The 25,457-nt window shown below is 64.3% G+C and carries 21 protein-coding genes; 7 read left to right on the forward strand and 14 right to left on the reverse strand.

From position 1 onward, the window contains the following. Nucleotides 1-80 precede the first annotated feature (80 nt). The 7 genes from FJW05_RS07190 to FJW05_RS07220 all read right to left on the reverse strand — a co-directional run bounded on the left by FJW05_RS07190 (nt 81) and on the right by FJW05_RS07220 (nt 7,301). Nucleotides 81-1,433: an FGGY-family carbohydrate kinase gene (locus FJW05_RS07190; RefSeq protein WP_140629621.1), complete on the reverse strand. Its 1,353-nt coding sequence runs from the start codon at nt 1,431-1,433 to the stop codon at nt 81-83. Beyond that, nucleotides 1,430-1,744, reverse strand: a complete 315-nt coding sequence (rhaM, locus tag FJW05_RS07195) for an L-rhamnose mutarotase (RefSeq protein ID WP_181164863.1) — start codon at nt 1,742-1,744, stop codon at nt 1,430-1,432. Before rhaM ends, FJW05_RS07190 begins: the two co-directional genes overlap by 4 nt. Next, nucleotides 1,744-2,745, reverse strand: a complete 1,002-nt coding sequence (locus tag FJW05_RS07200) for an ABC transporter permease (protein ID WP_140629627.1) — start codon at nt 2,743-2,745, stop codon at nt 1,744-1,746. The genes rhaM and FJW05_RS07200 overlap by 1 nt, the downstream gene beginning before the upstream one ends. Next, nucleotides 2,742-3,719, reverse strand: a complete 978-nt coding sequence (locus FJW05_RS07205; RefSeq protein WP_140629630.1) for an ABC transporter permease — start codon at nt 3,717-3,719, stop codon at nt 2,742-2,744. The genes FJW05_RS07200 and FJW05_RS07205 overlap by 4 nt, the downstream gene beginning before the upstream one ends. Continuing rightward, nucleotides 3,716-5,254 carry a sugar ABC transporter ATP-binding protein gene (locus tag FJW05_RS07210; protein WP_140629632.1) on the reverse strand — a complete coding sequence of 513 codons (1,539 nt, stop codon included), beginning with the start codon at nt 5,252-5,254 and terminating at the stop codon, nt 3,716-3,718. The genes FJW05_RS07205 and FJW05_RS07210 overlap by 4 nt, the downstream gene beginning before the upstream one ends. Before the next feature lie 186 nt (nt 5,255-5,440). After that, on the reverse strand, nt 5,441-6,436 hold the full coding sequence (gene rhaS / locus FJW05_RS07215; protein ID WP_140629635.1) for a rhamnose ABC transporter substrate-binding protein: 996 nt from the start codon (nt 6,434-6,436) through the stop codon (nt 5,441-5,443). Between the two features lie 55 nt (nt 6,437-6,491). Then, a complete protein-coding gene (locus FJW05_RS07220; RefSeq protein WP_128259638.1) occupies nt 6,492-7,301 on the reverse strand; it encodes a DeoR/GlpR family DNA-binding transcription regulator in 810 nt (269 codons plus the stop codon). A gap of 188 nt (nt 7,302-7,489) precedes the next feature. On the opposite strand from FJW05_RS07220, the gene FJW05_RS07225 reads away from it, so the two are divergent. The 3 genes from FJW05_RS07225 (at nt 7,490) to ggt (ending at nt 12,954) form a co-directional block, all read left to right on the forward strand. Continuing rightward, nucleotides 7,490-9,592, forward strand: a complete 2,103-nt coding sequence (locus FJW05_RS07225) for a bifunctional rhamnulose-1-phosphate aldolase/short-chain dehydrogenase (RefSeq protein WP_140629638.1) — start codon at nt 7,490-7,492, stop codon at nt 9,590-9,592. 52 nt (nt 9,593-9,644) lie between these two features. After that, nucleotides 9,645-10,979, forward strand: a complete 1,335-nt coding sequence (gene rhaI, locus FJW05_RS07230) for an L-rhamnose catabolism isomerase (RefSeq protein ID WP_140629641.1) — start codon at nt 9,645-9,647, stop codon at nt 10,977-10,979. A gap of 238 nt (nt 10,980-11,217) precedes the next feature. Further along, entirely contained in the window at nt 11,218-12,954 is a 1,737-nt protein-coding gene (gene ggt, locus FJW05_RS07235) for a gamma-glutamyltransferase (RefSeq protein ID WP_140629644.1), read from the forward strand. 4 nt (nt 12,955-12,958) lie between these two features. On the opposite strand, the gene FJW05_RS07240 is transcribed toward ggt, so the two are convergent. From FJW05_RS07240 to FJW05_RS07250, 3 genes are all read right to left on the reverse strand, one after another. Continuing rightward, nucleotides 12,959-13,306, reverse strand: coding sequence for a hypothetical protein (locus tag FJW05_RS07240; protein ID WP_224608676.1), 348 nt, complete (start codon nt 13,304-13,306; stop codon nt 12,959-12,961). Between the two features lie 213 nt (nt 13,307-13,519). After that, nucleotides 13,520-14,875, reverse strand: coding sequence for a sigma-54 dependent transcriptional regulator (locus FJW05_RS07245; RefSeq protein ID WP_140629647.1), 1,356 nt, complete (start codon nt 14,873-14,875; stop codon nt 13,520-13,522). Beyond that, nucleotides 14,872-16,737, reverse strand: coding sequence for a sensor histidine kinase (locus FJW05_RS07250; protein WP_246673242.1), 1,866 nt, complete (start codon nt 16,735-16,737; stop codon nt 14,872-14,874). The genes FJW05_RS07245 and FJW05_RS07250 overlap by 4 nt, the downstream gene beginning before the upstream one ends. 238 nt (nt 16,738-16,975) lie before the next feature. Between FJW05_RS07250 and FJW05_RS07255 the strand changes: the two genes are divergently transcribed. Both FJW05_RS07255 and FJW05_RS07260 read left to right on the forward strand, forming a co-directional pair. Further along, nucleotides 16,976-18,310, forward strand: a complete 1,335-nt coding sequence (locus FJW05_RS07255) for a dicarboxylate/amino acid:cation symporter (RefSeq protein WP_140543779.1) — start codon at nt 16,976-16,978, stop codon at nt 18,308-18,310. Between the two features lie 132 nt (nt 18,311-18,442). Next, complete coding sequence (locus FJW05_RS07260; protein ID WP_140629652.1) at nt 18,443-19,024, forward strand: histidine phosphatase family protein; 582 nt, start codon at nt 18,443-18,445, stop codon at nt 19,022-19,024. 265 nt (nt 19,025-19,289) lie between these two features. Here FJW05_RS07260 and FJW05_RS07265 read toward each other — a convergent pair whose 3' ends face one another. The 3 genes from FJW05_RS07265 to FJW05_RS07275 form a co-directional block, all read right to left on the reverse strand. Then, entirely contained in the window at nt 19,290-20,033 is a 744-nt protein-coding gene (locus FJW05_RS07265) for a pseudouridine synthase (RefSeq protein WP_246673244.1), read from the reverse strand. A gap of 97 nt (nt 20,034-20,130) precedes the next feature. Continuing rightward, on the reverse strand, nt 20,131-20,613 hold the full coding sequence (locus FJW05_RS07270) for a hypothetical protein (protein ID WP_181164864.1): 483 nt from the start codon (nt 20,611-20,613) through the stop codon (nt 20,131-20,133). 130 nt (nt 20,614-20,743) lie between these two features. Further along, a complete protein-coding gene (locus tag FJW05_RS07275; RefSeq protein ID WP_095765859.1) occupies nt 20,744-21,184 on the reverse strand; it encodes a hypothetical protein in 441 nt (146 codons plus the stop codon). Between the two features lie 349 nt (nt 21,185-21,533). Here FJW05_RS07275 and FJW05_RS07280 point away from each other — a divergent pair, with 349 nt between their 5' ends. Continuing rightward, complete coding sequence (locus FJW05_RS07280) at nt 21,534-22,553, forward strand: NAD-dependent epimerase (protein ID WP_140543791.1); 1,020 nt, start codon at nt 21,534-21,536, stop codon at nt 22,551-22,553. A 127-nt stretch (nt 22,554-22,680) separates the two neighbouring features. Here FJW05_RS07280 and FJW05_RS07285 read toward each other — a convergent pair whose 3' ends face one another. Beyond that, the gene (locus tag FJW05_RS07285) at nt 22,681-23,991 is read right to left on the reverse strand and encodes an MFS transporter (protein ID WP_140629655.1); all 1,311 of its coding nucleotides are present in this window, start codon (nt 23,989-23,991) and stop codon (nt 22,681-22,683) included. 283 nt (nt 23,992-24,274) lie between these two features. Here FJW05_RS07285 and cyoA point away from each other — a divergent pair, with 283 nt between their 5' ends. Then, nucleotides 24,275-25,456 carry a ubiquinol oxidase subunit II gene (gene cyoA / locus FJW05_RS07290; protein WP_140629657.1) on the forward strand — a complete coding sequence of 394 codons (1,182 nt, stop codon included), beginning with the start codon at nt 24,275-24,277 and terminating at the stop codon, nt 25,454-25,456. Nucleotide 25,457: the final 1 nt, after the last annotated feature.

The following is a 25,457-nucleotide window of genomic DNA, read 5'->3' on the forward strand; positions in this document are numbered from 1 at the left end:
TCTCCCCGTTGAACGGGGAGAAGAGAGCCGGCCGCGACGCCGGCCTCCATTTTGAAACGCCGAGGGGCGGCTCTGATCCGTCAAGCAGAGCGGCGCCAAGCCCGAGCATATTCGCCCCAAGACTGATCGGTCGGTGGTTCTGTGCGCTCACCCTTGCCCATGACGGTGGCGCCATCCGACGCCAACAGCGCGGCGCCGATGCTGGTGCCGGTCGAAGTCTCCGAGGCAGCGACCGGCCTGCCTGTCGCTGCCGCCAGCATGCGGATGAAAAGCGGGTTCTGCGCGAAGGGTCCCTCGACAGTCGTCGGTCCCTCGCCGCCGATCAATTCCAGGCAGGTCGCGGTCGTCAGCGCCAGATAAAACGAGATGGCGGCGAAGCGCTGGCCGGAGGTTAGGTCGCCAGCATTCACCCACTGTGCGCCGCGATGCGGGAATGGCCCGGAGCCCTGTTGGGTGGAAGGCAGCAGCAAACCCCGCCGCGCCAGAACGGCGGCAACATCGTCTTCGCTCCACTCTTGGTTTTGGCCCTCGGTCAGCAGCGAGAACTCGCGTCCGCCCATGAAGCGCGCCGACGGCACCGGATCGCCGAGCGCGTTGATATTGACCAGCGTGTCGCGCGCGGGATCGAGCTCCACCTTCCTGCCGCCGACCGCCATGGACACCACCCATGTGCCGGTCGAGACGACGGAGAAGGGCGGTGTGTCGGACAAAAGGTGCGGCAGCAGCGAGGCGTTGGAATCGTGCAGTCCGCAGAACACGGGCGTCTGCGGGTCGAGCCCTGTCCGCCGCGCCAACTCCGGAAGGATCGGGCCAAGCCGATCCTTTGCCGGTCGCACCGGCGCCATCAGCCGGCGCCAGTCCATCCTGTCGACCAGCGACGAGTAATCGGACGTCCAGGGATTCCAGAGATCGGTGTGGCAGCCGAGCGAGCTCACCTCATTGGCGGCGATGCCGGTCAGCCGCAGCGCCCAATATTGCGGATACATCAGCATCGCGGCGGCCATAGCGAAGTCGGCCGGGAAGCGTTTCTGCTGCCAGAAGAACTGCGCGCCGAGATTGAGGCCGATGGGCAACCGCGGCGTGCCGGTTTCGCCGAAAGGCGGGCGCACGGCGTCATAGTCGGCCGCAAGCTGGTCGGGACCGTCGAATTCGTAATCGAGCACAGGCAGCACCAGTTCGCCTGAGCGGTCGACCAGCGCGCCGGTCGCGCCATGCGTGGTGATCGAGATCGCATCGATCCGCCGTTCGCAGTTGAGATCGGCGAGGCTGTTCAGGATGAACGTCCACAGCGCCTCGACATCGTGATGCGGGTAGGGCGCCTGCCGCACTGGCGCGTTGGCGAAGCGGCGCAACGCGATCTCGCTCAGCGTCGCGAGATCGACCAGCGCCACCTTGGCGTTGGTCTTGCCGATATCGATGACGGCGACGATCATGCCATATGGAACACGGTTTCCAGCGGCGCCGCCACCGGCTCGTTGTCGGGTTTGGTCTCCATGACGTCGGCCATATGCGCCCACCAGCGCTGCATCACCGGGTGCTTCGGAAGATCGGCCATGCCGTGGTCGTCGCGGCGCCACAGCACGCCGAACAGGATGTTGGTCCCCTCGTCGAGATGGATCGAATAGTCGGAGACGCCGGCCTCTCTCAGCAGCGCGACCAGCTCGGGCCAGATCTCGTCATGCCGGCGCTTGTACTCGGCCTTCATGCCGGGATTGAGTTTCATCTTGAAGGCGTATTTCTCCATCAGGCGAAGCGCCCCTCGCGCAGCCGCCGCCAGACGATCGGCAGCGCAATGACGATGATCAGCAGCAGGCCGATGAAGATCGACATGACGATGCCGGGCACGTTGAGCAGTCCGAGGCCGAACGTCACCAGCCCCATGATGAAGGCGGCGAGCACGACGCCAAGTATGCTGCCGGCGCCGCCGAGGATCGACACACCTCCAAGCACGACCATGGTGATGGCTTCAAGCTCATAGCCCTGCGCGATCGACGGCCGCGTCGAGCCGAGCCGCGAGGTGATCAGCACCGAGGCGATGCCCGACATCAGCCCGGTCAGGCAGAACAGGATGAACTTGATCCGGGCAACGCGCACGCCGGAGAACTGGCAGGCGACAGGGTTGTTGCCGATGGCGAAGACACGGCGGCCGAAGCTCGTGCGGTGCAGCACGAACCAGTAGATCAAAGCCGCGACGAGGAACAGCGCCAGCTCGAACGAGAAGACCCACCAGACATAGCCCTGGCCGAAGAAGGCGAAGCTCTCCGGATAGCCCTTGTAGGCCTGGTCGCCGAGGATGATGAAGGCGATGCCGCGAAACAGGCTCATCGTGCCGATGGTGACGACGATGGAAGGCAGGCCAAGCCGGGTGACCAGCAGTCCGTTGAAGGCGCCGCAGCCCAGTCCCACGACGACGCCGATTGCCACCAGCACCGGTGTTCCCGCGCCGGCCTGCACCGCCATGCCCATCATCGTCGAGGCTAAAGCCACGATCGCTGCGACCGACAGGTCGATCTCGCCCGAGATGATCAGCAGCGCCATGGCTAAAGCGATCAGGCCCTTTTCGGTGAAGTTGAAGGTCAGGTCCGACAGCGACCATGGATCGAGAAAATAGGGCGAGGCGAAGCTGTTCACCGCGAAGATAAGGATCGCGATGATGACGAGCAGCGCCTCCCAGGAGAAGATCGCCGACGACAGCGGCTTGTCCAACCGGTCGGGGATACGGCGCGGGGCAGGGGTGTCGGTCATGCCGCTTCCGCCTTTCTCAGGATGATGCGGCCTTGCCGGCGCTCTCCGCGCGCGTTGAGCACGACAGCCAGGATGATGGCGCTGCCCGATATCGCCATCTGCCAGAAGGGCGAGATGTTGATGACCGGCAGCGCGTTGGAGATGATGCCGAGGAACAGCGCGCCCAGCACCGCGCCGCCGACCGAGCCGATGCCGCCGGCGATCGAGATGCCGCCGATCACGCAGGCGGCGATGATGTTGAGCTCATAGCCGTTGGCGACCTCGACCGAGGCGATGACGTAGCGCGAGATCCACAGATAGCCTGCGAGCCCGCCGATCATGCCGGAAATGCAAAAGACGATGAATTTGGTGCGGCCGACATCGATGCCGGCATAGACCGAGGCGGTCGGATTGACGCCGATGGCGTGGACCGAGCGGCCGATCTGCGTGCGCGTCATGACCATGAAGAACAGCGCGATCACGATGATCGCTATCCAGGACAGAACTGGCAGGCCGAGGAAAGCGGCGCGCTGGAAATTGATGAAGTCCGGGCTCATCTGGTCGGCATTGACCCAGGCGCCGCCCGAGACGACGAAGGTGGCGCCTCGATAGATCGTCAGCGTGCCCAGCGTCACCACGATCGACGGAATGTTCAGCCGCCACACCAGGAAGCCGTTGATCGCGCCAAGCGCCAGTCCGATGGCAAGAGCGATCACGATCAGCACCGGGATCGGGATCGCCGGATGCGCGGCATTGAGCATCGCCACCACCATGCCGGTGAAGCAGAGGTTGGACGCCATCGACAGGTCGATCGAGCGCGTCAGGATCACCACCATCTGGCCCAGCGCCAGGATCATCAGGATCGACGTGTCATTGAACACCTGGCGCAGATTGGCGGGGTCGGCGAAGCCGGGGAAGCGCGTCGAGATCAGGCCGATCAGCACGACGATGCCGGCAAGCAGCCAGATCTCGCGATATTTGAGAAAGCTCTTCATGCGATCCCCGCTGCCGTCCGAACCAGCGTCTCGGCGTCCAGCCCTTTGTTGTCGTAGGTCGCCGCGATGCGGCCCTCGCGCATGACCACGACGCGGTCGGACATGCCGAGGATTTCGGGCAGTTCCGAGGAGACCATGATCACCGAAAGGCCTTGCGCGACCAATTCGGCCATGAAGCCGTGCACGGCGGCCTTGGAGCCGATATCGATGCCCTTGGTCGGCTCGTCGAGAATGATCACCTTGGGCGCTGTGGCCAGCCATTTGGCGATGACCACTTTCTGCTGGTTGCCGCCGGAAAGTGTGCCGACGTCCTGGCTGAGCGATGAGGCGCGCAGGTCAAGCCGCTCGGTGTAGGAGCGGGCGAGCGAGAACTCTTCCGCCAGCCTCAGCACGCCGGATTTCGAGGTGCGCGCAAGCGAAGGGAGAGAAACATTCTGGAAGATCGGCAGGCCGATCACCACGCCCTGCTTGCCGCGCTCTTCCGGCACATAGACGATGCCGGCCTCGATCGAGTCCGCCGCCGATTTCGGCGCGATCGTCTTGCCGTCGAGTGAGATGGTGCCTCGGCTGGTGCGGGTGATGCCGGCGATCGCCTGCATCACCTCGCTGCGCCCGGCGCCGACCAGCCCGTAGAAGCCGAGAATCTCGCCCTTGCGCAATTCGAAGCCGATGTCGTCGAACTCGGTCGGGTGCGACAGGCCGGAGATGGACAGCACCGGCGCGCCGATCTTCGGCTCGCGCTGCGGGAAGATGTGGTCGACGTTGCGGCCGACCATCATGCGCACGATCTCGTTCTGGCCGGTGTCTTTCAGCAGGCCTTCGCCCACCATCTCGCCGTCGCGAAAGACCGTGTAGCGGTCGGCGATGCGGTAGATCTCGTCGAACTTGTGGCTGATGAAGAGCACCGCCTTGCCTTCGCTCTTCAGGAATTCGATCAGCAGGAAAAGCTCCTCGATCTCCTTCATCGAAAGTGCCGCTGTCGGCTCGTCCATGATGACGATGCGCGCGTCGATCGACATGGCGCGGGCAACCGCCACCAGATGCTTGTTGGCGATGCCGAGGTCCTTCAGCCGCGTGTCGGCATCGATGTGGCCGGCGCGCATCGTCTCCAGCACCTCGCGGGCGTTCTTGCGCATGGTGCGCCAATCGATGGTGCCGAAGCGGGTGCGCGGCGCATGGCCGAGAAAAATGTTTTCGGCGACCGAAAGATCGTCGAACAGCACTGTCTCCTGGTGGATGGCGGTGATGCCGTGGCCGAAGGCGGCATGCGCGCTGGGCAGCGTCGTGGCCAGGCCGTCGATGCCGATCTCGCCTGAATCGGGCTGGTAGATGCCGGTCATGATCTTGACCAGCGTCGACTTGCCGGCGCCGTTCTCGCCGATCAGCGCCGTCACCTGTCCCGGATAGAGCGACAGGCTGACATTGTGCAGCGCGCGCACGCCCGGGAAACTCTTCGAGATGCCTGAGAGCGTCAGGCGGGGCGCCGAGGCTGGGGGCCGCTCCTTTACCGTGCCGTCATGGGCCGTCGTGTCCATAATCGTATCGAGCCCAGTTATTTATTTTCCGTGTCGACTCCCCCTCACCCGACCTCCGCTTCGCTCGGTCGACCTCTCCCCGAGGGGAGAGGAGATTTCCGAGCTTGGCTCCAGGCTCTTCTCCCCACCGGGGAGAAGGTGGCCGCGAAGCGGCCGGATGAGGGGGCAGCGCCGTTGGTTCCAGGATCAATAGATCTTGGAGAACTTCTCGATGTTGCTCTTGTCGAACTGGAAAGGCGGAGCCATCGCGGCCGAGTTGGTGTCGTCGAGCGTCACCTTGCCGACGCGGCCGATCGATAGCGTTGCGCCGGGCTTGGCTTCTTCCTTCTTCACCGCCAGGTCATGGGCGAGGTAGATCGCCGAATAGCCGAGGTCGATCGGGTTCCAGAGAGCGACAGCCTGCGAAGCGCCGTTGTCGATGAACTTCTTGAACTCCGACGGCAGCGCGAGGCCTGTGACGTTGACCTTGCCGATCAGGTTCTCGTCGGTGACGACCTGTGCGGCGGCGACGACACCCACCGTGGTCGGCGCGATGATCGCCTTGAGGTTCGGGTAGGACTTCAAGAGGCCCTTGGCTTCATCCGTGCTCTTGGCTGAGTCGTCATCGCCATAGACGGTGGCGACCAGCTTGATCTTAGGGAACTTCTCCGGCAGCACCTTCTTGGCCGCTTCGATCCAGGCGTTCTGGTTGGTCGCCGTCGAGGAGGCCGACAGGATCGCAACGTCGCCGCCTTCCGGCAGGTAGTCGGCGGCGAGCTTGATGATGGTCTCGCCGATCAGGCCGGTGTCGGAAGGGTTGAGGTGGAGCTGGCGGCCTTCCTTGGCGACGCCGGAGTCCCACGAGATCACGGTGATGCCGCGATCCATCGCCTTCTTCAGCACCGGCACCAGCGCGTCGGCGTCATTGGCTGAAACGGCGATCGCATTGACCTTCTGCGCGATCAGCGAATTGATCACCTCGATCTGGGCTTCGGCGGTAGCCTTGGTCGGGCCGATATAGATGACATCGACATCGCCCAGTTCCTTGGCCGCTTCCTCGGCGCCCTTGTTGGCGGCGTCGAAGAAGCCGTTGCCGAGCGACTTCACCACCAGCGCGATCTTGACGTTCTCGGCGTAGGCGGCATTCACGAACATGGCGGCGGAAAAGGCCGCCGTAACCAGCAGTTTCTTCAAAAAGCTCATCGAATATCCTCCCTTGAGCGTTGCATTCCATCGCCGCTGCGAGCGTGAGTTTCCCTCAGGCCTGCAGTGAAGATTCCTCCTTGTCGCTTGACTGTCTGCGGGCGACGATTAGCGCCACGCCCGCTGTTTCCAGCATCTTGGCCTCGCGGTCCTCGATGCCGTCGTCGGTGATCACGGTTGCGATGCGCGACAGCCCGCACAGGATCAGGCTCGAGCGCATGCGGAATTTCGAGGAATCGACCAGCACCACCAGTTCGTCGGCCTGGTCGATCAGCTTCTGCTCCGCCTGGATCAGCAGCGGATCGCCTTCCATCAGCCCGAGTGGCCCCAGCCCCTGCGCGCCCATGAACATGCGCCGCGCATAGAAGTTGCGCGTCACGTCATTGTCGAAGGGCGACAGGATGATGTTCTGCTCGCGGTAGATAGTGCCGCCCGACAGCATCACCGTGTTCTTCGAGTGCTTGAGCAGATGCTCGGCGATCGGGAAGGAGTTGGTGAAGATCGGCATGCGGCGTCCGGTCAGGAAATGCACCATCTGGAAGGTGGTGGTGCCGCCATTGATGATGATCGGCTCGCCGTCCGTGCAAAGGTTCACCGCTTCGCGGGCGATCGCCCGCTTCTGCGCGGCGTTCAGTGTTTCGTTGACGGAGAAGGGCCGGCCGGCAAGGCCGATGAACTGCGGCGGCGAGATCGCCTCGGCGCCGCCGCGCACCCGGCGCAGGCGCTTCTGGACATGCAGCGCCGCGATGTCGCGCCGGATCGTCGCTTCGGAAGAGTCCGTCAGCTCGACCATTTCCTGTACCGTCACCACAGGCTTTTCCTGGACGGCGGACAGAATGATCCTGTGGCGCTCTTTCTCGTGCATGGTTCCTCCCTGCCCAAGCATCAGGCCTTAGAAAACGCGCAGTGTCAATCATTTCCGATCATATATTTTCATTGTGCAGTGCAATATGATCGATATTGATCGTTTGTGATTGACAAGCGCGACGCTTGCGTAGACATTCCCGGTCGAGAAACGAGGGGCGCGGCATCGCGCTCCAAGGGAGGATACCTATGCTCGACAAGCGCTCCGGCTCGCGCCTCGCCAATCTTTGGGACGATGCAAAGGCCGAAGGGATGAGCGGTCCTGAGCTCCTGGTCTACCGCTCGAACACGCTGGGATCCGACAAGCGCGTCACCAACTATGGCGGCGGCAACACCTCGTCCAAGGTCTGGCAGAAGGACCCGCTCACCGGTGAGGAGGTCGAGGTGCTGTGGGTCAAGGGCTCGGGCGGCGACAGCGCCTCGATCAAGCTTGACGGTTTCGCCACCCTCTACATGCAAAAGCTACGCGCACTGAAAGGCCTGTATCGCGGGCCCGCGCATGAGGACGAGATGGTGGCCTATCTGCCCCACTGCACCTTCGACCTCAATCCGCGCGCGGCCTCGATCGACACGCCGCTGCATGCCTTCGTGCCGAAGGCTTGCGTCGACCACATGCATCCCGACGCCATCATCGCGGTCGCCGCCGCCAAGGATTCCAAGGCGATCACCAAGGAGATATTCGGCGACGCCATCGGCTGGCTGCCGTGGAAGCGACCGGGCTTCGAACTTGGCCTGTGGCTGGAGAAATTCTGCCTGGAAAATCCGGATGCCAAGGGTGTCGTGCTGGAAAGCCATGGCCTGTTCACCTGGGGCGACACGCCCAAGGAGTGCTACGAGACGACGATCTCGGTGATTAACCAAGCGATCGACTGGTTCGAGCGCAAATCGCAGGGCAAGGCGATCTTCGGCGGCGAGGCGGTCCAATCGCTCGACGCTTCCGCGCGCCGCGCCATCGCGGCCAAGCTGATGCCGCGGATCCGCGGCCTCATCTCCGAAAAGAGCCACAAACTCGGCCATTTCGACGACCAGCCCGCCGTGCTCGAATTCGTCAATTCGAAGGACTTGCGGCCGCTGGCGGCGCTCGGCACCTCATGCCCCGATCACTTCCTGCGCACCAAGATCCGGCCGCTGGTGATCGAGTTCGATCCGGCAAAGCCGGATGTCGATGCCGTCATCGCGCGGCTGGCCGACGACATCGCCGAATACCGCGTCGGCTACCAGGCTTACTATGACAGCTGCAAGCATGCCGACTCGCCCGCCATCCGCGATCCCAATGCCGTGGTCTATCTGATGCCGGGCGTCGGCATGTTCACCTTCGCCGGCGACAAGGCGACCGCGCGCATTTCCGGCGAGTTCTATGTCAACGCCATCAATGTCATGCGCGGCGCCTCGACCGTCTCGTCCTATGTCGGCCTGCCCGCCCAGGAAGCCTTCGACATCGAATATTGGCAGCTCGAGGAGGCCAAGCTGCAGCGACTGCCGAAGCCGAAAGCACTCGCCGGTCAGATCGCGCTGGTCACCGGCGGCGCCGGCGGCATCGGGCGCGCCACCGCCACCCGGCTGCTGCGCGAAGGCGCCTGCGTGATGCTGGCCGACATCGACGAGGCCGCGTTGGCCAGCGCCAATGACGAGCTTTCGAAAGCCTACGGCAAGGACTTCGTCCGTCTGGTGCGGATCGATGTGACGTCGGAAGATCAGGTGCTTTCCGGCTTTGCCGAGACTGCGGTCGAATTCGGCGGCATCGACATCCTGGTGTCCAACGCAGGTCTGGCCTCCTCGGCGCCGATCGAGGAAACGACGCTGGCCTTGTGGAACAAGAACATGGACATCCTGTCCACCGGCTATTTCCTCGTTTCGCGCGAGGCCTTCCGGTTGTTCCGCGCCCAGAAGATCGGCGGCAATGTCGTCTTCGTCGCCTCCAAGAACGGCCTCGCCGCCTCGCCGAACGCGTCCGCCTACTGCACGGCCAAGGCGGCCGAGATCCATCTGGCCCGCTGCCTCGCGCTGGAAGGCGCGGAGGCGCAGATCAGGGTCAACGTCGTCAATCCGGACGCCGTGCTGCGCGGCTCAAAAATCTGGACCGGCGAATGGAAGGAACAGCGCGCCGCCGCCTACAAGATGTCGACCGACGACCTCGAGGAGCATTACCGCTCGCGCTCGATGCTGAAGCGCTCGGTCTTCCCGGAGGACATCGCCGAAGCGATCTACTTCTTCGCCTCGGACATGTCGGCCAAGTCCACGGGGAACATCGTCAACGTCGACGCCGGCAACGCGCAGAGCTTTACGCGTTAGGCGCGCACTTCCCTTCTCCCCGTTCTACGGGGAGAAGGTGCCCGAAGGGCGGATGAGGGGCGACGCCAGCCGACGAATACTGGGAGAAAGTGCAGTGTCCGAAACGATCATCTCGACTGACGTCGTCGAAAAAAGCAACGCCGCGCGCCAAGCCGACCTCGAGCGCGACTACGCTTCGCTCGGCGAGCGCCTCGACCGGCGCGGCATCGCCATCGACGCCATCCGCGACAAGGTCGAGAAATTCGGCGTCGCGATCCCGTCCTGGGGCGTCGGCACCGGCGGCACGCGCTTTGCCCGTTTTCCAGGCGCCGGCGAGCCGTGCGACATCTTCGACAAGATCGAGGACTGCGCCGTCATTGCCCAGCTGACGCAGGCAACGCCGACCGTCTCGCTGCACATTCCGTGGGACAAGGCCGATCCGAACCGGTTGAAGCAGGCGGCCTCGCGCTTCGGCCTCGGCTTCGATGCTATGAACTCCAACACCTTCTCCGACGCCAAGGACCAGAAGCTCTCCTACAAATTCGGCTCGCTGTCGCATGCCGATGCCGGCACGCGCCGCCAGGCGGTCGAGCACAATCTCGAATGCATCGAGATCGGCAAGACGCTGGGTTCGAAGGCGCTGACGGTGTGGATCGGCGATGGCTCCAACTTCCCCGGCCAGGTCAATTTCGCGAAGGCCTTCGAGCGCTATCTCGACGCCATGCGCGAAATCTATGCCCGCCTGCCGGACGACTGGCGGCTGTTCACCGAGCACAAGATGTATGAGCCGGCCTTCTATTCGACGGTCGTGCAGGACTGGGGCACCAACTACATCATTGCCAAGGAGCTCGGCGACAAGGCCTTCTGCCTGGTCGATCTCGGCCATCACGCGCCCAACGTCAACATCGAGATGATCGTGTCGCGGCTGATCCAGTTCGGCAAGCTCGGCGGCTTCCACTTCAACGATTCCAAATATGGCGACGACGATCTCGATGCCGGCTCGATCGACCCCTACCGGCTGTTCCTGGTCTTCAACGAACTGGTCGATGCCGAACTCTCGGGCGCCGAGGGGTTCAATCCCGCGCATATGCTCGACCAGAGCCACAACGTCACCGACCCGATCGAGAGCCTGATGCTGTCGGCGGTCGAGGTGCAGCGCGCCTATGCGCAGGCGCTGCTGGTCGATCGCAAAGCGCTGGAAGGCTTTCAGGAGGCCAATGATGCTTTGATGGCGACGCAGACGCTAAAGGCGGCCTACCGCACCGATGTCGAGCCGATCCTCGCCATGGCGCGGCTGAGGGCCGGCGGCGCCGTCGATCCGGTCGCCGCTTATCGCGAGGCCGGCTACCGTGCCAAGGTCGCGGCGGAGCGGCCTGCAGTCGCCGGTGGCGGCGGCGGGATCGTCTGACAGGCAGCGCCACTCCCCCTCATCCGGCCGCTTCGCGGCCACCTTCTCCCCGAGGGGAGAAGAGATCAGCGCCGCCGCACGCTCCTCTCCCCTTGGGGAGAGGTCGGATTGCCCGAATTGCCCTTGCAATTCGACTCGGCAATCCGGGTGAGGGGCCACGCGCGCTGCTTCAATTGTTATTGGACTAATTCGCTGTGGCGGTTTTTCCTAGGCGTCCCCCAACGCCTGGAGCACCGCCATGCCCTTGACCCGCCGGACGCTGATCGCCGTCAGCCTTTCGCTCACCTTTGCCTTCACGCCGACCATCGTCTTCGCCGCTTCGCCAACTCCCGCCAAGGGCGAGCACGGCATGGTGGTGACTGCCCAGCATCTTGCAACCGAAGTCGGTGTCGACGTGCTGAAGAAAGGCGGCAACGCGGTCGATGCCGCGGTCGCCGTCGGCTATGCGCTCGCCGTGGTCTATCCCAATGCCGGCAATATCGGCGGCGGCGGCTTCATGACCGTGCGCATGAAGGACGGCCGCACGACCTTTCTCGATTTCCGGGAGCGCGCGCCGCTCGCGGCGACCAAAACCATGTATCTCGACAAGGACGGCAAGCCGATCAAAGGCGCCAGCCTCGACGGCTATCTCGCGGTCGGCGTGCCTGGCTCGGTCGCGGGCTTCGAGATGGCGCGTGAGAAATTCGGCACGCTGCCGCGGCAGGAATTGATGGCGCCGGCGATTGCATACGCCAAAGACGGCTTCGTGCTTAACCAGGGCGACGCCGCGTCATTCGCCGGCGGCGCCGAGCGGCTGGCGAAGGACCCGGCGGCGGCCGCGATCTTCCTGAAAAAGGACGGCAAGCCTTACGGCATAGGCGAGAAGCTCGTTCAGCCGGACCTTGCCGCCTCCCTTTCGGCGATCTCGGACAAAGGCCCGGACGCTTTCTACAACGGCGCCATCGCCGATGAAATCGTCAAGGCGAGCGGCGCGAAAGGCGGCATCCTCGCCAAGCCCGATTTCGAGCAATATGCCGTGCGTGAGCTGAAGCCGGTGACCTGTTCCTATCGCGGCTACGAGATCATTTCCTCGCCGCCGCCGAGCTCGGGCGGCGTCATCATCTGCGAGATCCTTAATGTGCTGGAGGGCTATCCGCTCTCCTATCTCGGCGCCGGCTCGGCCGAGACGGTTCACGTCATGGTGGAAGCCATGCGCCACGCCTATGTCGACCGCAACTCGGCGCTCGGCGATCCGGATTTCGTCGACAATCCGGTCTCGAGGCTGCTCGACAAGGCCTATGCGAAAGACATCCGCGACAAGATCGATCCGTTCCGTGCCGGCGTGTCGAAGGAACTGATGCCGAAAGGCTTCGGCGAGTCGAAGGAAACCACGCATTATTCGATCATCGACAAGGACGGCAATGCGGTTGCGGTCACCTACACGCTGAACGGCTCCTTCGGCGCCGGGGTCGTCGCCGACGGCACCGGCATCCTGCTCAACAACGAGATGGACGATTTCACCCAGAAGCCGGGCGTGCCCAACCTCTACGGCCTGGTCCAGGGCGAAGCGAACGCCATCCAGCCGAAGAAGACGCCCTTATCCTCGATGAGCCCGACGATCGTCACGAAGGACGGCAAGCCGTTCATGGTCATCGGCAGCCCGGGCGGCTCGCGCATCATCACCATCACGCTGGAGGTGATCGTCAACGTCATCGACCACGGCATGGACATCCAGCAGGCGATCGACGCTCCGCGTATCCATCATCAATGGCTGCCGGACACGGTCTATGTCGAACCATTCGGGCTGTCGCCGGACACGGAGAAGCTGCTTGCCGGCATGGGCTACCATCTCGACCTCAGCGACCAGATCTGGGGGCAGGCCGCCGGCATCCTGGTCGGTGGCAAGAGCCTGGCACAGATCGAGAAAGGCGGCGGCGCGCGCTACAACGGCGCCATCGACAGCCGCGCTGCCGCCGGTGAGGCGCTGGGATATTAATTGATCAGGTCACCAGCGTGATGGTCGAGGCGATCAGCATCACGGCGGCGATGGCGACGAAAAGCGCATAGATGCGCGGCCGGTCGAGCAGCAACGCATTGCCGGAAATCCAGGCCGCCGTGGCCCCTCCAAGCGCGAACAGGAAGCCGTTGCGGTGGCCAAAGGACATGGAGGCGGCCATCAGGCCGCCGATGATCAGCGCGCCGAAGACGATGATGACGGCGACCGCGTATTTCTCGAAATCATTGCCGCCGCCCATCGCCGGCCCCATCGCATTGAGATTGGGCAGGTCGTCAGGGTCGAAGGGGCTGGTCGAGCCATATTCGTCTTGACCGAGGGATTCGCGCATCATTCGTTCTCCGCTGGGCGGCAACAAACCATCAACGCCTGCCGAGCGCAACCCGGCAAAACCGCCACGGCAATGCATTCGCTGCTCGGCTGATGCCGGCGTGCCACGATTTCCCGGTCGGTTTCAACGGCGCAGCGGCGTTGCGGTTCCCACAGCATAATGCCGAAAGGTGCGAAGCGGTTTTCCGACGATATCAGCTCCATCTCTGGCCCTGATCTACCTGGAAAAATCACTGCGCACGATGCCGTGCCTTTGCAGCTTGTCGTAGAAGGTCTTGCGCGGGATGCCGAGCGCCTCGATGGTGCGCCGGACGTCGCCGTCATTGCGGCCAAGTGTCTCGCGGATGATCTCGGCCTCGTAGCGATCGAGCCGCTCAGGCAAGGGCACGGAGGTGCCGCTCTCCGTTGCCGTGGGGGAAGGCGATCCGGCAACGTCCTCGAGCCCGAGCACGAAACGTTCGGCGAAATGGGCGAGCTCGCGCACATTGCCCGGCCAGTCATGGTCGCTGAGATGACGCCGGACCGCGGCGGAGATTGCCGGCACGGCGCGCCTGAATCGGGCCGCCGCCCGCTCGGCGAAGTATCCGAACAACAACGGCACGTCGTCCCGCCGCTCGCGCAGCGGCGGGATCGACAGCGTCACCACGTTGAGCCGGTAATAGAGATCCTCACGGAAAGCGCCGCGCTGGCTGGCATCGCCGAGATCGACCTTGGCTGCCGCGACCACCCTCAGGTCGACCGGCCGTACCTCATTGGTACCGAGCGGCGTCACCTCGCGCATTTCCAAGACGCGCAGCATCTGCACCTGTGTCGAGGCCGGCATGCTTTCGATCTCGTCGAGAAACAACGTGCCGCCGCTTGAATGCTCGATACGGCCGACGCGCTTCTTCTGCGCGCCGGTGAAGGCGCCGGCCTCGTGGCCGAACAATTCGCTTTCGATGACCGTCTCCGGCAGCGTGCCGCAGTTGAGCGCCACGAAATTGCCCTTGGCGCGGCGGCTCCAGCGGTGCAGCAGGCTCGCCACCACCTCCTTGCCGGAGCCGGTCTCGCCGGTCACCAGAACGTCGACATCGGTGTCGGCGATCTGCCGCAGCGTCCGGCGCAGCCGCTCGATCGCCGGCGTCTGGCCGATCAGCGGCAATCCCTCCTGCGCCTGCTCGGCCGCCTCGCGCAGGGCGCGGTTTTCCATCACCAGCCGGCGTTTCTCCGCGGCGCGCGCAACGCTCTGCGCCAGCCTGTCGGCGGCGAAAGGCTTGGTGATGAAGTCGTAGGCGCCGTCCTTGATCGCCTTGACCGCCATGGCGATGTCGCCGTGGCCGGTGACCAGGATAACGGGGATATCGGGGTCGAGCCGCAGCACGCGGTCGAAAACCTGCAGCCCGTCGATCTCCGGCATGCGGATATCCGACACCACCACGCCGGCGAAATTCCTGTCGAGCGCTGCCAGCGCTTCGCTCGCCACTGCGTAGGGCGACACCGCAAAGCCGGCAAGCTCCAGCGTCTGCTTAGTCGCCTTGAGAAGATCGCTGTCGTCATCGATCAGGATCACTGGTGCCGGATCATGCTTCGTCATGCCGCGCCGGCTTTCGACAGATGGATGGTGAAGCGTGTTCCCTGGCTGCTGCTCGAAACCTCGATGCGCCCGCCATAGTCGGCGACGATGTCCTTGGAGATGACGAGGCCGAGCCCGAGGCCTTTTTCCTTGGAGGTGGTGAAGGGCGTGAACAGCGATTTCAGGATCGCAGGCGGGATGCCCGGTCCGTTGTCGGAAACGACCAGCGCCACGTCTTCGGTGGTTTCGGTGGCGAAGACTTCGACCCGCGCGCCATCACGGCCATCGAGCGCCTCAAGCGCGTTCTGGAAAAGGTTGATCAGCACCTGCTCCAACCGCAGCCGGTTGCCCATCACCTTCAGCGCCGGCGGCGGCAGCGTGATCGCCAGCGCGTCCAGCCGGCCGGCGAAGCGGCTCCTGAGCAACACCACGGCGCCTTCGATCACGCTGCGCAGCTCAACCGGCTCGGCGGCGGTGCGGCCCTTGCGGGCAAAGGCTTTCAGCTCTTCGGTGATCGAGCCGATGCGCTCGGTCAGCGCGGCGATGGCGCCAAGGTTCTCTTCGGCCGACGCGCTCTGCTTGCGCTCCAGGAAGACGCGCGCATTGTCGGCATAGGCGCGGATCGTCGCCACCGGCTGGTTGATCTCATGCGCGACGCCGGCCGCGACCTGGCCAAGCGTGGCAAGCCGGTTGGCCTGCACCAGCTCCTGCTGCATGACCTGCAGCTTGGCCTCGGTGCTGCGATGGTCGGCGATCTCGGCCTGCAGCCGGTCGCGTGCCAGGCTGAGATCCTGCGTGCGCTCGACGACGCGGCGCTCGAGCTCGGCCCGCGCGGCCTGCTCGGCGGCGATCCGCATCTGCGCGGACTGCCTGCGCCACAACAGATAGGCGGCTAATGCAAGGAGCGGGACAAGGACGCCCAGTGTCAGCAGCCGCATCTCGCGCTGCGCCGCCGCGATCGGCGCGTCGGCCGGAACGAGATAGTCGAGCCGCCACGGCGTCGACGGCACCGCGGTCGACAGCCGCAGATACTCGGCGTCGCTGCCCCCGGGCATGATGGCATGGACCAGCGCGACGTCAGAGCTGAGCGGTTGTGGTTTCGTGACCGGCAACGGCACCAGCGGCGCATCGCCGAATTGCTGGCTGGTGCGGATACCGGCGAGCATCGGCCGGCTGAGCGGCTCTGTCGTCAGGAAGCGCCAGGAGGGCACGCTGGTGATCAGCACCACGCCATGCTCGTCGCTGACATAGGCGGGGCGGTTGGCCTCGTGCCAGTCGGCCTCGAGCTGGTCGAATTCCATCTTGACCACGACGACGCCGAGCGGCCCCGAAGCGCCGTCGACACGGCGCGAGATGTAGAGGCCTGGGCGCTTGCTGACATTGCCGAGCGCGAAATATTCGGCCGTGCCGGACTGCATCGCGCCCGAGAAGTAGGCGCGAAAGCCGTAGTCGTTGCCGACGAAGCTCACCGGCTCGCGCCAATTGCTTGATGAGATCGCCAAGCCGTCCGTGCCGGTGACATAGAGCACCGAGGCCTTGGTGCCGGACACCAGCCCTTCGAGCTTGCGGTTGAGCACGTCGATCGCGGCAGGGCTGCGCTCGCTCAACGCGTCATGCACCTGCTGGTCCTCCGACAAAAGCAGCGGCAGCGCGCGCGGATTTTCCAACACAGCGCGCAACAGCGCGACCTTGAGGTTGGCGTCGGTGCGCCCTTGCGTGGCTAAAGCCTCGATCTCGGTCGAACGGCCGTAGAGGCCGGCGCCGTAAAGCGCCGCGAGCACGATCAGCAGCGCCACCGCCGCGAACAGCAGCCAGGCGCGACGCGCCCGCCCGGCAAGCAGTTCGGGCGTGGCAGCAAGGACAGCGGCAGGGCGTTGCAGCATGCCGCATCTGTGCATGATTTCGCACAAAGCGCAATTCGACCTATGCGGATAACCGCACGAGAGTTCTCCGAGGCCGCATGTCGCAGAATCGAAAAATCCAACAAAATCAACAAAGAGAGACACCCGGCACCATCTGGCACGCGCGTTGCAGATGCTTCCGCAGCAGCCGCGAGGCTGTGGAGGTCAACAGCCCCCTGGGAGGTCGAGCGTTTCGATCGGGGGCCGAACGGAGGATATCATGCAGACAGCAATCGCCGCCGCCGAACCGCGCGGCAAGGTTCCCTTTTACCGGCATCTCTATGTCCAGGTCCTGGTGGCGATCGCCGCCGGCATCCTGCTTGGCCATTTCTATCCCGACCTGGGCGCCTCGCTGAAGCCGCTTGGCGACGCCTTCATCAAGCTGGTCAAGATGGTCATCGCGCCGGTGATCTTCCTCACCGTGGCGACCGGCATCGCCGGCGTTTCCGACCTGCACAAGGTCGGCCGCGTTGCCGGCAAGGCGATGATCTATTTCCTCGTCTTCTCGACGCTGGCGCTCATCGTCGGCCTCGTCGTATCGAACGTCATCCAGCCCGGCGCCGGCATGCACATCAACCCCGCGACCCTCGACCCATCGAAAGTGGCGACCTTCACCGAGAAGGCGCATGACACGACGATCGTCGGCTTCCTGATGAACATCATTCCGGATACCATCACCGGCGCCTTCGCCCAGGGCGACATCCTGCAGGTGCTGTTCTTCTCGGTGCTGTTCGGCATCGCGCTGGCGATGGTTGGCGAACGTGGCCGCCCGGTCGTCGATTTCCTGCAGGCGCTGACCGCGCCGGTCTTCCGCCTCGTCGCCATACTGATGAAGGCCGCCCCGATCGGCGCTTTCGGCGCCATGGCCTTCACCGTCGGCAAATACGGCATCGGCGCGATCGCCAACCTCGCCTTGCTGATCGGCACTTTCTATCTGACGTCGCTGCTCTTCGTGCTCGTCGTGCTCGGGGCTGTGGCATGGTATAACGGCTTCTCCATCCTGGCGCTGATCCGCTACATCAAGGAGGAATTGCTCCTGGTGCTCGGCACCTCGTCCTCCGAGGCGGCGCTGCCCGGCCTGATGGCCAAGATGGAGCGCGCCGGCTGCAACCGCTCGGTGGTCGGCCTGGTCATCCCGACCGGCTATTCCTTCAACCTCGACGGCACCAACATCTACATGACGCTGGCAGCGCTGTTCATCGCCCAGGCGACCGATACGCCGCTCACCTTCGGCGACCAGATACTGCTTCTGCTGGTCGCCATGCTGAGCTCTAAGGGCGCCGCCGGCATCACCGGCGCCGGCTTCATCACTTTGGCCGCGACGCTCTCGGTCGTGCCCTCGGTGCCGGTCGCCGGCATGGCGCTGATCCTCGGCGTCGACCGCTTCATGTCGGAATGCCGCGCGCTCACCAACTTTGTCGGCAACGCGGTCGCGACCATCGTCGTGGCCCGCTGGGAAGGCGAGCTCGACCAGAAGCAATTCGCCGCCGCCATGGCCGGCCAGTTGCCGGAAGAGGCAGACCTTGCGCTCTCGGGCGGCCTGCAGCCCGCCTAGCCGACCAGCATCCTCCCGATGCCGAGCAGGCCGCGGCAAGCGCCGCGGCCTGTTCTTTTTGTCGGCTGCCGCATAGGGTGGCGCGGCGCCGCACTCCTGCCGGTGCATTCCCGTTGCATTCAGGGCCGGTCGATGAGCAGTGCGTTTCCCGAGATCTACGTCGTTCGCCATGGCGAGACGGAGTGGAGCGCATCGGGCAGGCACACCGGCCGCACCGACATCCCCTTGACCGCCAAAGGCGAAGAGGCCGCGCGCGGCATCTCCGATCGGCTCAAGGACCTGACGTTCCAGGCGGTCTGGTCAAGCCCCTCGCAGCGCGCTTTCGACACCTGCCGGCTCGCCGGCTTCGGCGAGCGCGCGGTGAAGAAATCCGACCTGCAGGAATGGGACTACGGCGCTTATGAAGGCGTGACGACCAAGGAGATCCTGTCCAAGCGACCCGGCTGGCAATTGTTCCGCGACGGCTGTCCGGGCGGCGAGACGGCGGCCGATGTCGGCGCACGCGCCGATGCCATCATTGCCGGGCTGCGCGCGATTGCAGGCAATGTGCTCATCTTCTCCAGCTCGCATTTCCTGCGTGTCTTCGCAGCGCGCTGGGTCGGCCTGCCGCCGGAAGGCGGCGAGCACTTTGTGCTCGATACCGCCAGCCTTAGCATCCTGGGCTACGAGCATGATCTGACCGAGCCGGTCATTCGGAAGTGGAACCGGAAATAGCTGCAGCTCGATAGCAGCTCAGGCGTCTCGGGAGATTAGGCGAAACCCCTCAGCCTCGTCATTCTAGGGCGGAGCAAGGAGCGAAGCGACGCGGCGCAGACCCTAGAATCCATTCCGTTACCAATGAGCGTTGCCGCGGTGCAGAGCGACCCCTGTCTTGCACCGCCTTTACCCTTTGCGCCAGGTCACGGAATGGATCCTCGGGTCTGCGCGTCCGCTTCGCCCGTGGATGACGAAGTTCGCGCGCAGCCATTGGGGTCGACGCCTACGCTGAAAGCATCGCCAGCTCCTCGGCCGTCAAATGCCGCGCCTTGCCCTTGGCAAGTTCGCCAAGCTGCAGCCGCCCGATCGCCACTCTGACCAGCCTCAGCACCTCGATGTCGAAAGCGGCGAGCAGCCTGCGGATCTGCCGGCTGCGTCCCTCGTCAAGCACGATCTCCAGCCAGGCTGTCCGCCCGCCGCTGCGCAACAGCGCGATCGAGCTTGCCCTGAGCAACTCGCCGTCGACGACGGCGCCCTGACGACAGCGCTCCAGCATTTCCTCGTCGGGCGCGGCCGCGATCTGCACGTGATAGGTCTTGGCAACATGCGAAGCGGGGTCGAGCAGTCCATTTGCCCAGCGCGTATCGTTGCTCATCAAAAGCAGCCCTTCGCTCGCCTTGTCGAGCCGGCCGACGGGCGACACGAAGGGCAGGTCGAGATCGGCAAGGCAGTCATAGGCGGTTCCGCGGCCCTCCGGGTCGTCGCGGGTGGTGACCAGCCCGCGCGGCTTGTTGACCATCAGATAGACCTTGCGCTCGGCGATGACGCGCTCGCCGTCGACGGTGATGCGGTCGCCGTCAGGATCGATGCGCAGCAAGGCATCGCGCATCGTCTTGCCGTTGACCTGCACGCGGCCCTCGATGACGAGACGCTCGGCCTGCGTGCGCGAGCAGAAGCCAAGCTTGGACAGCGCTCGGGCGAGGTTGACTTTGGCGACGATGGATCGTCTGTCGGGTTGGCGTGCCACTATCTTTGTCTTCGAACGTCTCAAAACGCCGCAACCGATGCCACGCTTGGCGAGATGGGCGCAAGCGGCTCCGTCACCTACTTCGGGTCGTCCAACGTCACTCCTGCGGCGCGCTCAGCCGCCGGTAGGTGACGCCGTCGAATGTTGCCGTCACGAAGCTGTTGACCGACATCTTGCGTTTGCGCCCGTCGCTGCAGGCATAGAGCGGCCAGCCGGCCTCGCTGCACTCGCTGGCCATGCAGATGCGGCTCACGCAATTGCCTGTGGTCAGCCGGAAACCGCCCTTGCCGGCAAAGCCCTGCAGCAGGCTGCCATCCGAGGAACGCCATGTCCGCTGCTGGAATTCGGGCCGCAGCAGCCGGGGCTCGAGCGGGGCGGCCAAACCGGCCCGCGCCGCGGGGCCGGAATACTGAAGCCGGTAGCGCGCCATGCCGGTCGTGTATGCGGTGACAAGATCGGATTGGCCCGAATAGGCCGCGGCGAGGCCGGGTCGGTCGAAAAGGTGGGACGCGCGCAACTCCGCCCCTGACGGCCTCGTCAGGGCAGCGATGGCGACAAGGGCCAGGCAGACGCGCAGCATCTCGATTTCCAGCAGCCATCCCCGATCCGGCGTGCCGGGTTGCCCGGTGCCTGCGCGTACAATCTTTCCAATCGGATTTTCGCGCAAGCGCCCGTTTTCGGAGCGCCGTAACGGATCGCCCTCGCTTCCGTCAGCTATTGGCGGCCGACGGCAGTTCGAACAAGGTGGCGCCGTTCTCGCGCCCTCGGTCGACATAACCGATCACGCGGAACCATTTCGCGACGTCGGGCCTGTTCAGCCAGCTGCGCGAATGGACGGGAAGGTTGCCGGCCAGCGCCTGGACATGGCGGATGTGGCGCTTGCAGAAGCGGACAGTCGTGGCGTTGAAGAAGTCCTCCCGCGCGGCAAAGAGCGTGTCGGCGGCGTCCGCGTGCTCATGCCAGGCGATGATCGCCACCGTCCTGTCGTCCTGCACGAGCGCATGCGCCCGGCCTTCCTTCAGGTTCATCATCAGATTGTCATAGGCGCTTTTGCTGTCCTTGCCGGCCGCCACATATTCGTCCGACATTCGCTTGGACAGGCCGCGGAAAACATCTTCCAGGTCTCCGACCGTCGCCGCGCGTGCTCTCATTTCTCCTCCTGACAGCCCGCCAGCAGTTTGCCCCAAGGAACAGGGATCACCAAGAAAACCAAATTCCCGATCCGGAGTGTACGCGCAATCTTGTTCCGCACGGAAGTGCCCGACCGCTGATCACGCTCGCATATCAGCGTTGGCTTGAGATCGCTTTTCCGCTGTCGGATCCCGGCGGCGGCTGCGTGCGCCTCGGCAATACAGACATCTGGCGGCCGATCTTGCCGCTGGCCTCACGCTGGCGACGACGGCGAGAGAACGCGTGTCGTTGAATTCATTGCAGCTCTGCCGTAAAAGGCGCAAGTTCTCGATGGCCTGCAAGGTCTGACTGCAGCGTTAGGGGTATGCATTGACGTCGAGCAGGCCGATCCTGGTCACCGGCGCAGCCGGCTTCATAGGTTTTCACCTTTGCCAGAGGCTGCTTGCCGAAGGCCGGCAGGTCGTCGGCCTCGATTCCATGAACGAGTATTACGACGTCACCTTGAAGCAGGCGCGGCTCGAGCGGCTGAAGGCGTTCTCAAACTTTCATTTCGAGCATGTCGATCTCGCCGACCGCGATGGCATCTCGGGGGTCTTTGCGTCGGTCGCGCCGCAGATCGTCGTCAACCTCGCCGCGCAGGCGGGCGTCCGCTACTCGCTGGTCAATCCGCATGTCTATGCGCAAAGCAATCTAAACGGCTTCCTCAACATCCTGGAAGGGTGCCGGCAGGCCTCGGTCGGCCATCTCGTCTATGCATCGTCAAGCTCGATCTATGGCGGCAGCACGCGCATGCCGTTCTCGGTGCATGATTCCGCCGACCATCCCCTCAGCCTCTATGCCGCCAGCAAGAAGGCAAACGAGCTGATGGCCCACACCTACAGCCATCTGTTCGGGCTGCCGACGACGGGCCTGCGCTTCTTCACCGTCTACGGTCCGTGGGGACGGCCCGACATGGCCTTGTTCATCTTCACCAAGGCCATCCTCGCAGGCCAGCCGATCGATGTCTTCAACCATGGCAACATGCAACGGGATTTCACCTACATCGACGACATCGTCGAGGGAGTGGCCCGCGTCATGCAGCATCCAGCGACGCCCAATCCCGATTGGACAAGCGCTGCGCCGGACCCCGCGACGAGCACCGCGCCGTTCAGGATCCATAACATCGGCGACAGCTCGCCTGTCGAGCTCAGCCGGCTGATCGACGTTCTGGAAGACGCTCTCGGGCGCAAGGCAATCCGCAACCTGATGCCGCTGCAGCCGGGCGATGTGCCTGCGACTTATGCCGACGTCGCCTCGCTCGAGGCGGTGATCGGCTTCAAGCCCAGGATTCCGATCGAGATCGGCGTCCCGCGCTTCGTGGAATGGTATCGGGATTTCTACCAGGTCTGATTGCAGGTCAGAGCAATTCCAGGAAAAGTGTGAGCGGTTGAATTCGGCGCCTTCGCCGTAACCTTCCGTCTGGAACTACGTCAAAAACAAAGGGATAGAGCGGCGACTATCCGAGCTCGCCGCTCGTTCAGTCGGCCCGGCGTGCCTGCCTGTCGATCCAAAGCGCGATCAGCGTGCAGGCGGCGCCCGAAAGCAGGTAGGCGCCGGCGGCGATGAGGCCGAAATTTCCGGCCAGGAGCAGCGCCGCTAGCGGCGCGAAGCCGGCGCCGAACATCCAGGCCAGGTCCGATGTCACCGCTGAGCCGGTATAGCGGTGCCGGCGCGAGAAACTCGATGCGACGACGCCCGAGGATTGCCCGAAGCTCAAGCCCAGCAGGATGAAGCCGAGCACCATGAACACCGTCTCGCCGACGGTGCCGCCGTTGAGAAGTTGTGGGGCAAAGCCGCTGAAGGCTGCGATGGCGACGGCGCCGCCGCCGAGCAGGGCGCGGCGTCCGACACGGTCGGCCAGCGGACCCGATGCAACGATCGCCGCGATGCCGAACAGCGCGCTCACCGCTTCGATGACCAGGAAACGTTCCGGACCTTCATTGGTGAACAGGAACACCCAGGACAGCGGGAACACCGTCACCATATGGAACAGGGCAAAGCTCGCCAGCGGCGCGAAGGCGCCGACGACAACGTTGCGTCCTTCCGTCCGAACCATCTCCCTGATGCGCGTCGGCTGCAGGTCGCCGCTCTCGTAGAGTTTCGAGAATTCGGGCGTGACCACGATGCGCAGCCTGGCAAACAGCGCCACGACGTTGATGGCAAAGGCGACGAAGAAGGGATATCGCCAGCCCCAGGCGAAGAAGTCGTCGGCCGAGAGGTTGGCGACGAAGAAGGCAAACAGCGAGCTTGCCACGATGAGCCCGATCGGCGCGCCGAGCTGCGGGATCATCGCATAAATCCCGCGCCGGTTCTGCGGCGCATTCAGCGCCAGGAGGGAGGGCAGTCCGTCCCATGTCCCGCCGAGCGCTAGGCCCTGCAGGAACCGGGTGAGCGCCAGCAGCCAGGCGGCGACCGCGCCGACATCCTCATAGGAGGGCAGGAACGCCATGGCGACCGTCGAGGTGCCGAGCAGGAACAGCGCGATCGTCAGCTTGGCGCCGCGGCCATAGGCGCGGTCGATCGCCATGAACAGCACGGTGCCGAACGGGCGCGCGATGAAGGCCAGCGCGAAGATGGCGAAGGAGTAAAGCGTTCCGACCAGCGGGTCGTGCGTTGGGAACACAAGCTTGGGGAACACGATCACGGAAGCGATCGCATAGACGAAGAAATCGAAGAATTCCGACGTCCTGCCGATGATCACGCCGACCGCGATATCGCCAGCGCTGACCTGGCCGTGATGCGAGCCGATCAGTCTGCTGTCCGTTTCGGAAGTCGAAGTTTCAGCCATCGTTTCCGTCGAGCTAAAGTTCGGAACGCGATTGTCGCCGTCCCGACGCGATGTTGTCGTTATCCAGACGCGATGTTGTCGTTATCCAGATGCGACGCTGTCGTCATCCAGATGCGATGTTGTCGTCATCCCATTATGCGTGCACACTTTCGCGAAAGCCATACCGGCTGGGCATTGGACAAATTGTCCAATGTCGTCGCCGTGCCTGCGGCAGTAGCCGTTGGTCCATATCGCATCGCAACCTGCACAGATCCTGCTGCAGGGCCATCGAGGGCAGCGTTTGATGAGACGATCCGGAGCCTTGCTTCTTTTTCCGCTCGCCGTGCTGCTGAGCGGCTGCGATCTGGTCGTGCTGGCGCCCGCGGGCGACGTGGCAGTGCAGCAGCGCGACCTGCTCGTCGTCTCGACCCTGCTGATGCTGCTCATCATCCTGCCGGTCATGGCGCTGACCGTGCTGTTCGCCTGGCGCTACCGGCAATCCAGCACCACGGCGATCTACACGCCGGACTGGGACCATTCGACCAAGCTGGAGCTGGTGATCTGGGCGGCACCCCTGCTCGTCATCATCTGCCTCGGCGCGCTCACCTGGCTCGGCTCGCATCTGCTCGATCCCTACCGGCGCATCGACCGGATCGAACCAGGACAGCCGGTCACCCAGAACCACAAGCCGCTTAGGGTCGACGTCGTCGCGCTGGATTGGAAATGGCTCTTCATCTATCCGGATTACGGCATTGCTTCCGTCAACGAGCTGGCGGCGCCGGTCAACCAGCCGATCGACTTCCGCATCACCTCCTCGACGGTGATGAACTCCTTCTACATTCCGGCCCTTGCCGGGCAGATTTACGCCATGCCCGCCATGGAGACGAAGCTGCACGCGGTCATCAACCGTCCAGGCACCTATTCCGGCTTCTCGGCCAACTACAGCGGCGCCGGCTTCTCCGGCATGCGCTTTGCGTTCCACGGGCTCTCCGATCAGGCCTTCGGCGAGTGGGTTACGCAGACCAAAGGTGCGCAGGCTACGCTTAGCCGCGAGACCTATCTCGATCTCGAGCGTCCGAGCGAGAACGAGCCGGTCCGCCACTATGCCTCCGTCGATCCCGACCTCTATGGCGCGATCCTCAATCTGTGCGTCGAGCGCGGCAAGATGTGCATGAACGAGATGATGTCGATTGACGCCAAGGGCGGCCTTGGGCTGGCCGGCGTGCGCAACGCCTTGCCGCTGCAATACGACAAGCTTGCCCGGCGCGGCGCGGTGTTCGGCAACGATCCGTCCTATGTCGCCAGCATCTGCACGGCGGAGGAGGCAGCCGCCGCTTCGCGCGCGGCCCGCGATGCCGGCGCGAAATATTGGCCGGTGCGCGATCTTTCCCCGCTGCGCGGGGCAGGGCTGCTCAGTCCGGGGGCAGGCATCCGCCGTGCCGACGCCGAGACGCCGTCGCTCGGCCTGCTGCGCTTCGAATTGTGAG

The sequence above is a fragment of the Mesorhizobium sp. B2-9-1 genome, from assembly GCF_006439455.1.
In the GTDB taxonomy this organism is placed as follows: Bacteria; Pseudomonadota; Alphaproteobacteria; order Rhizobiales; family Rhizobiaceae; genus Mesorhizobium.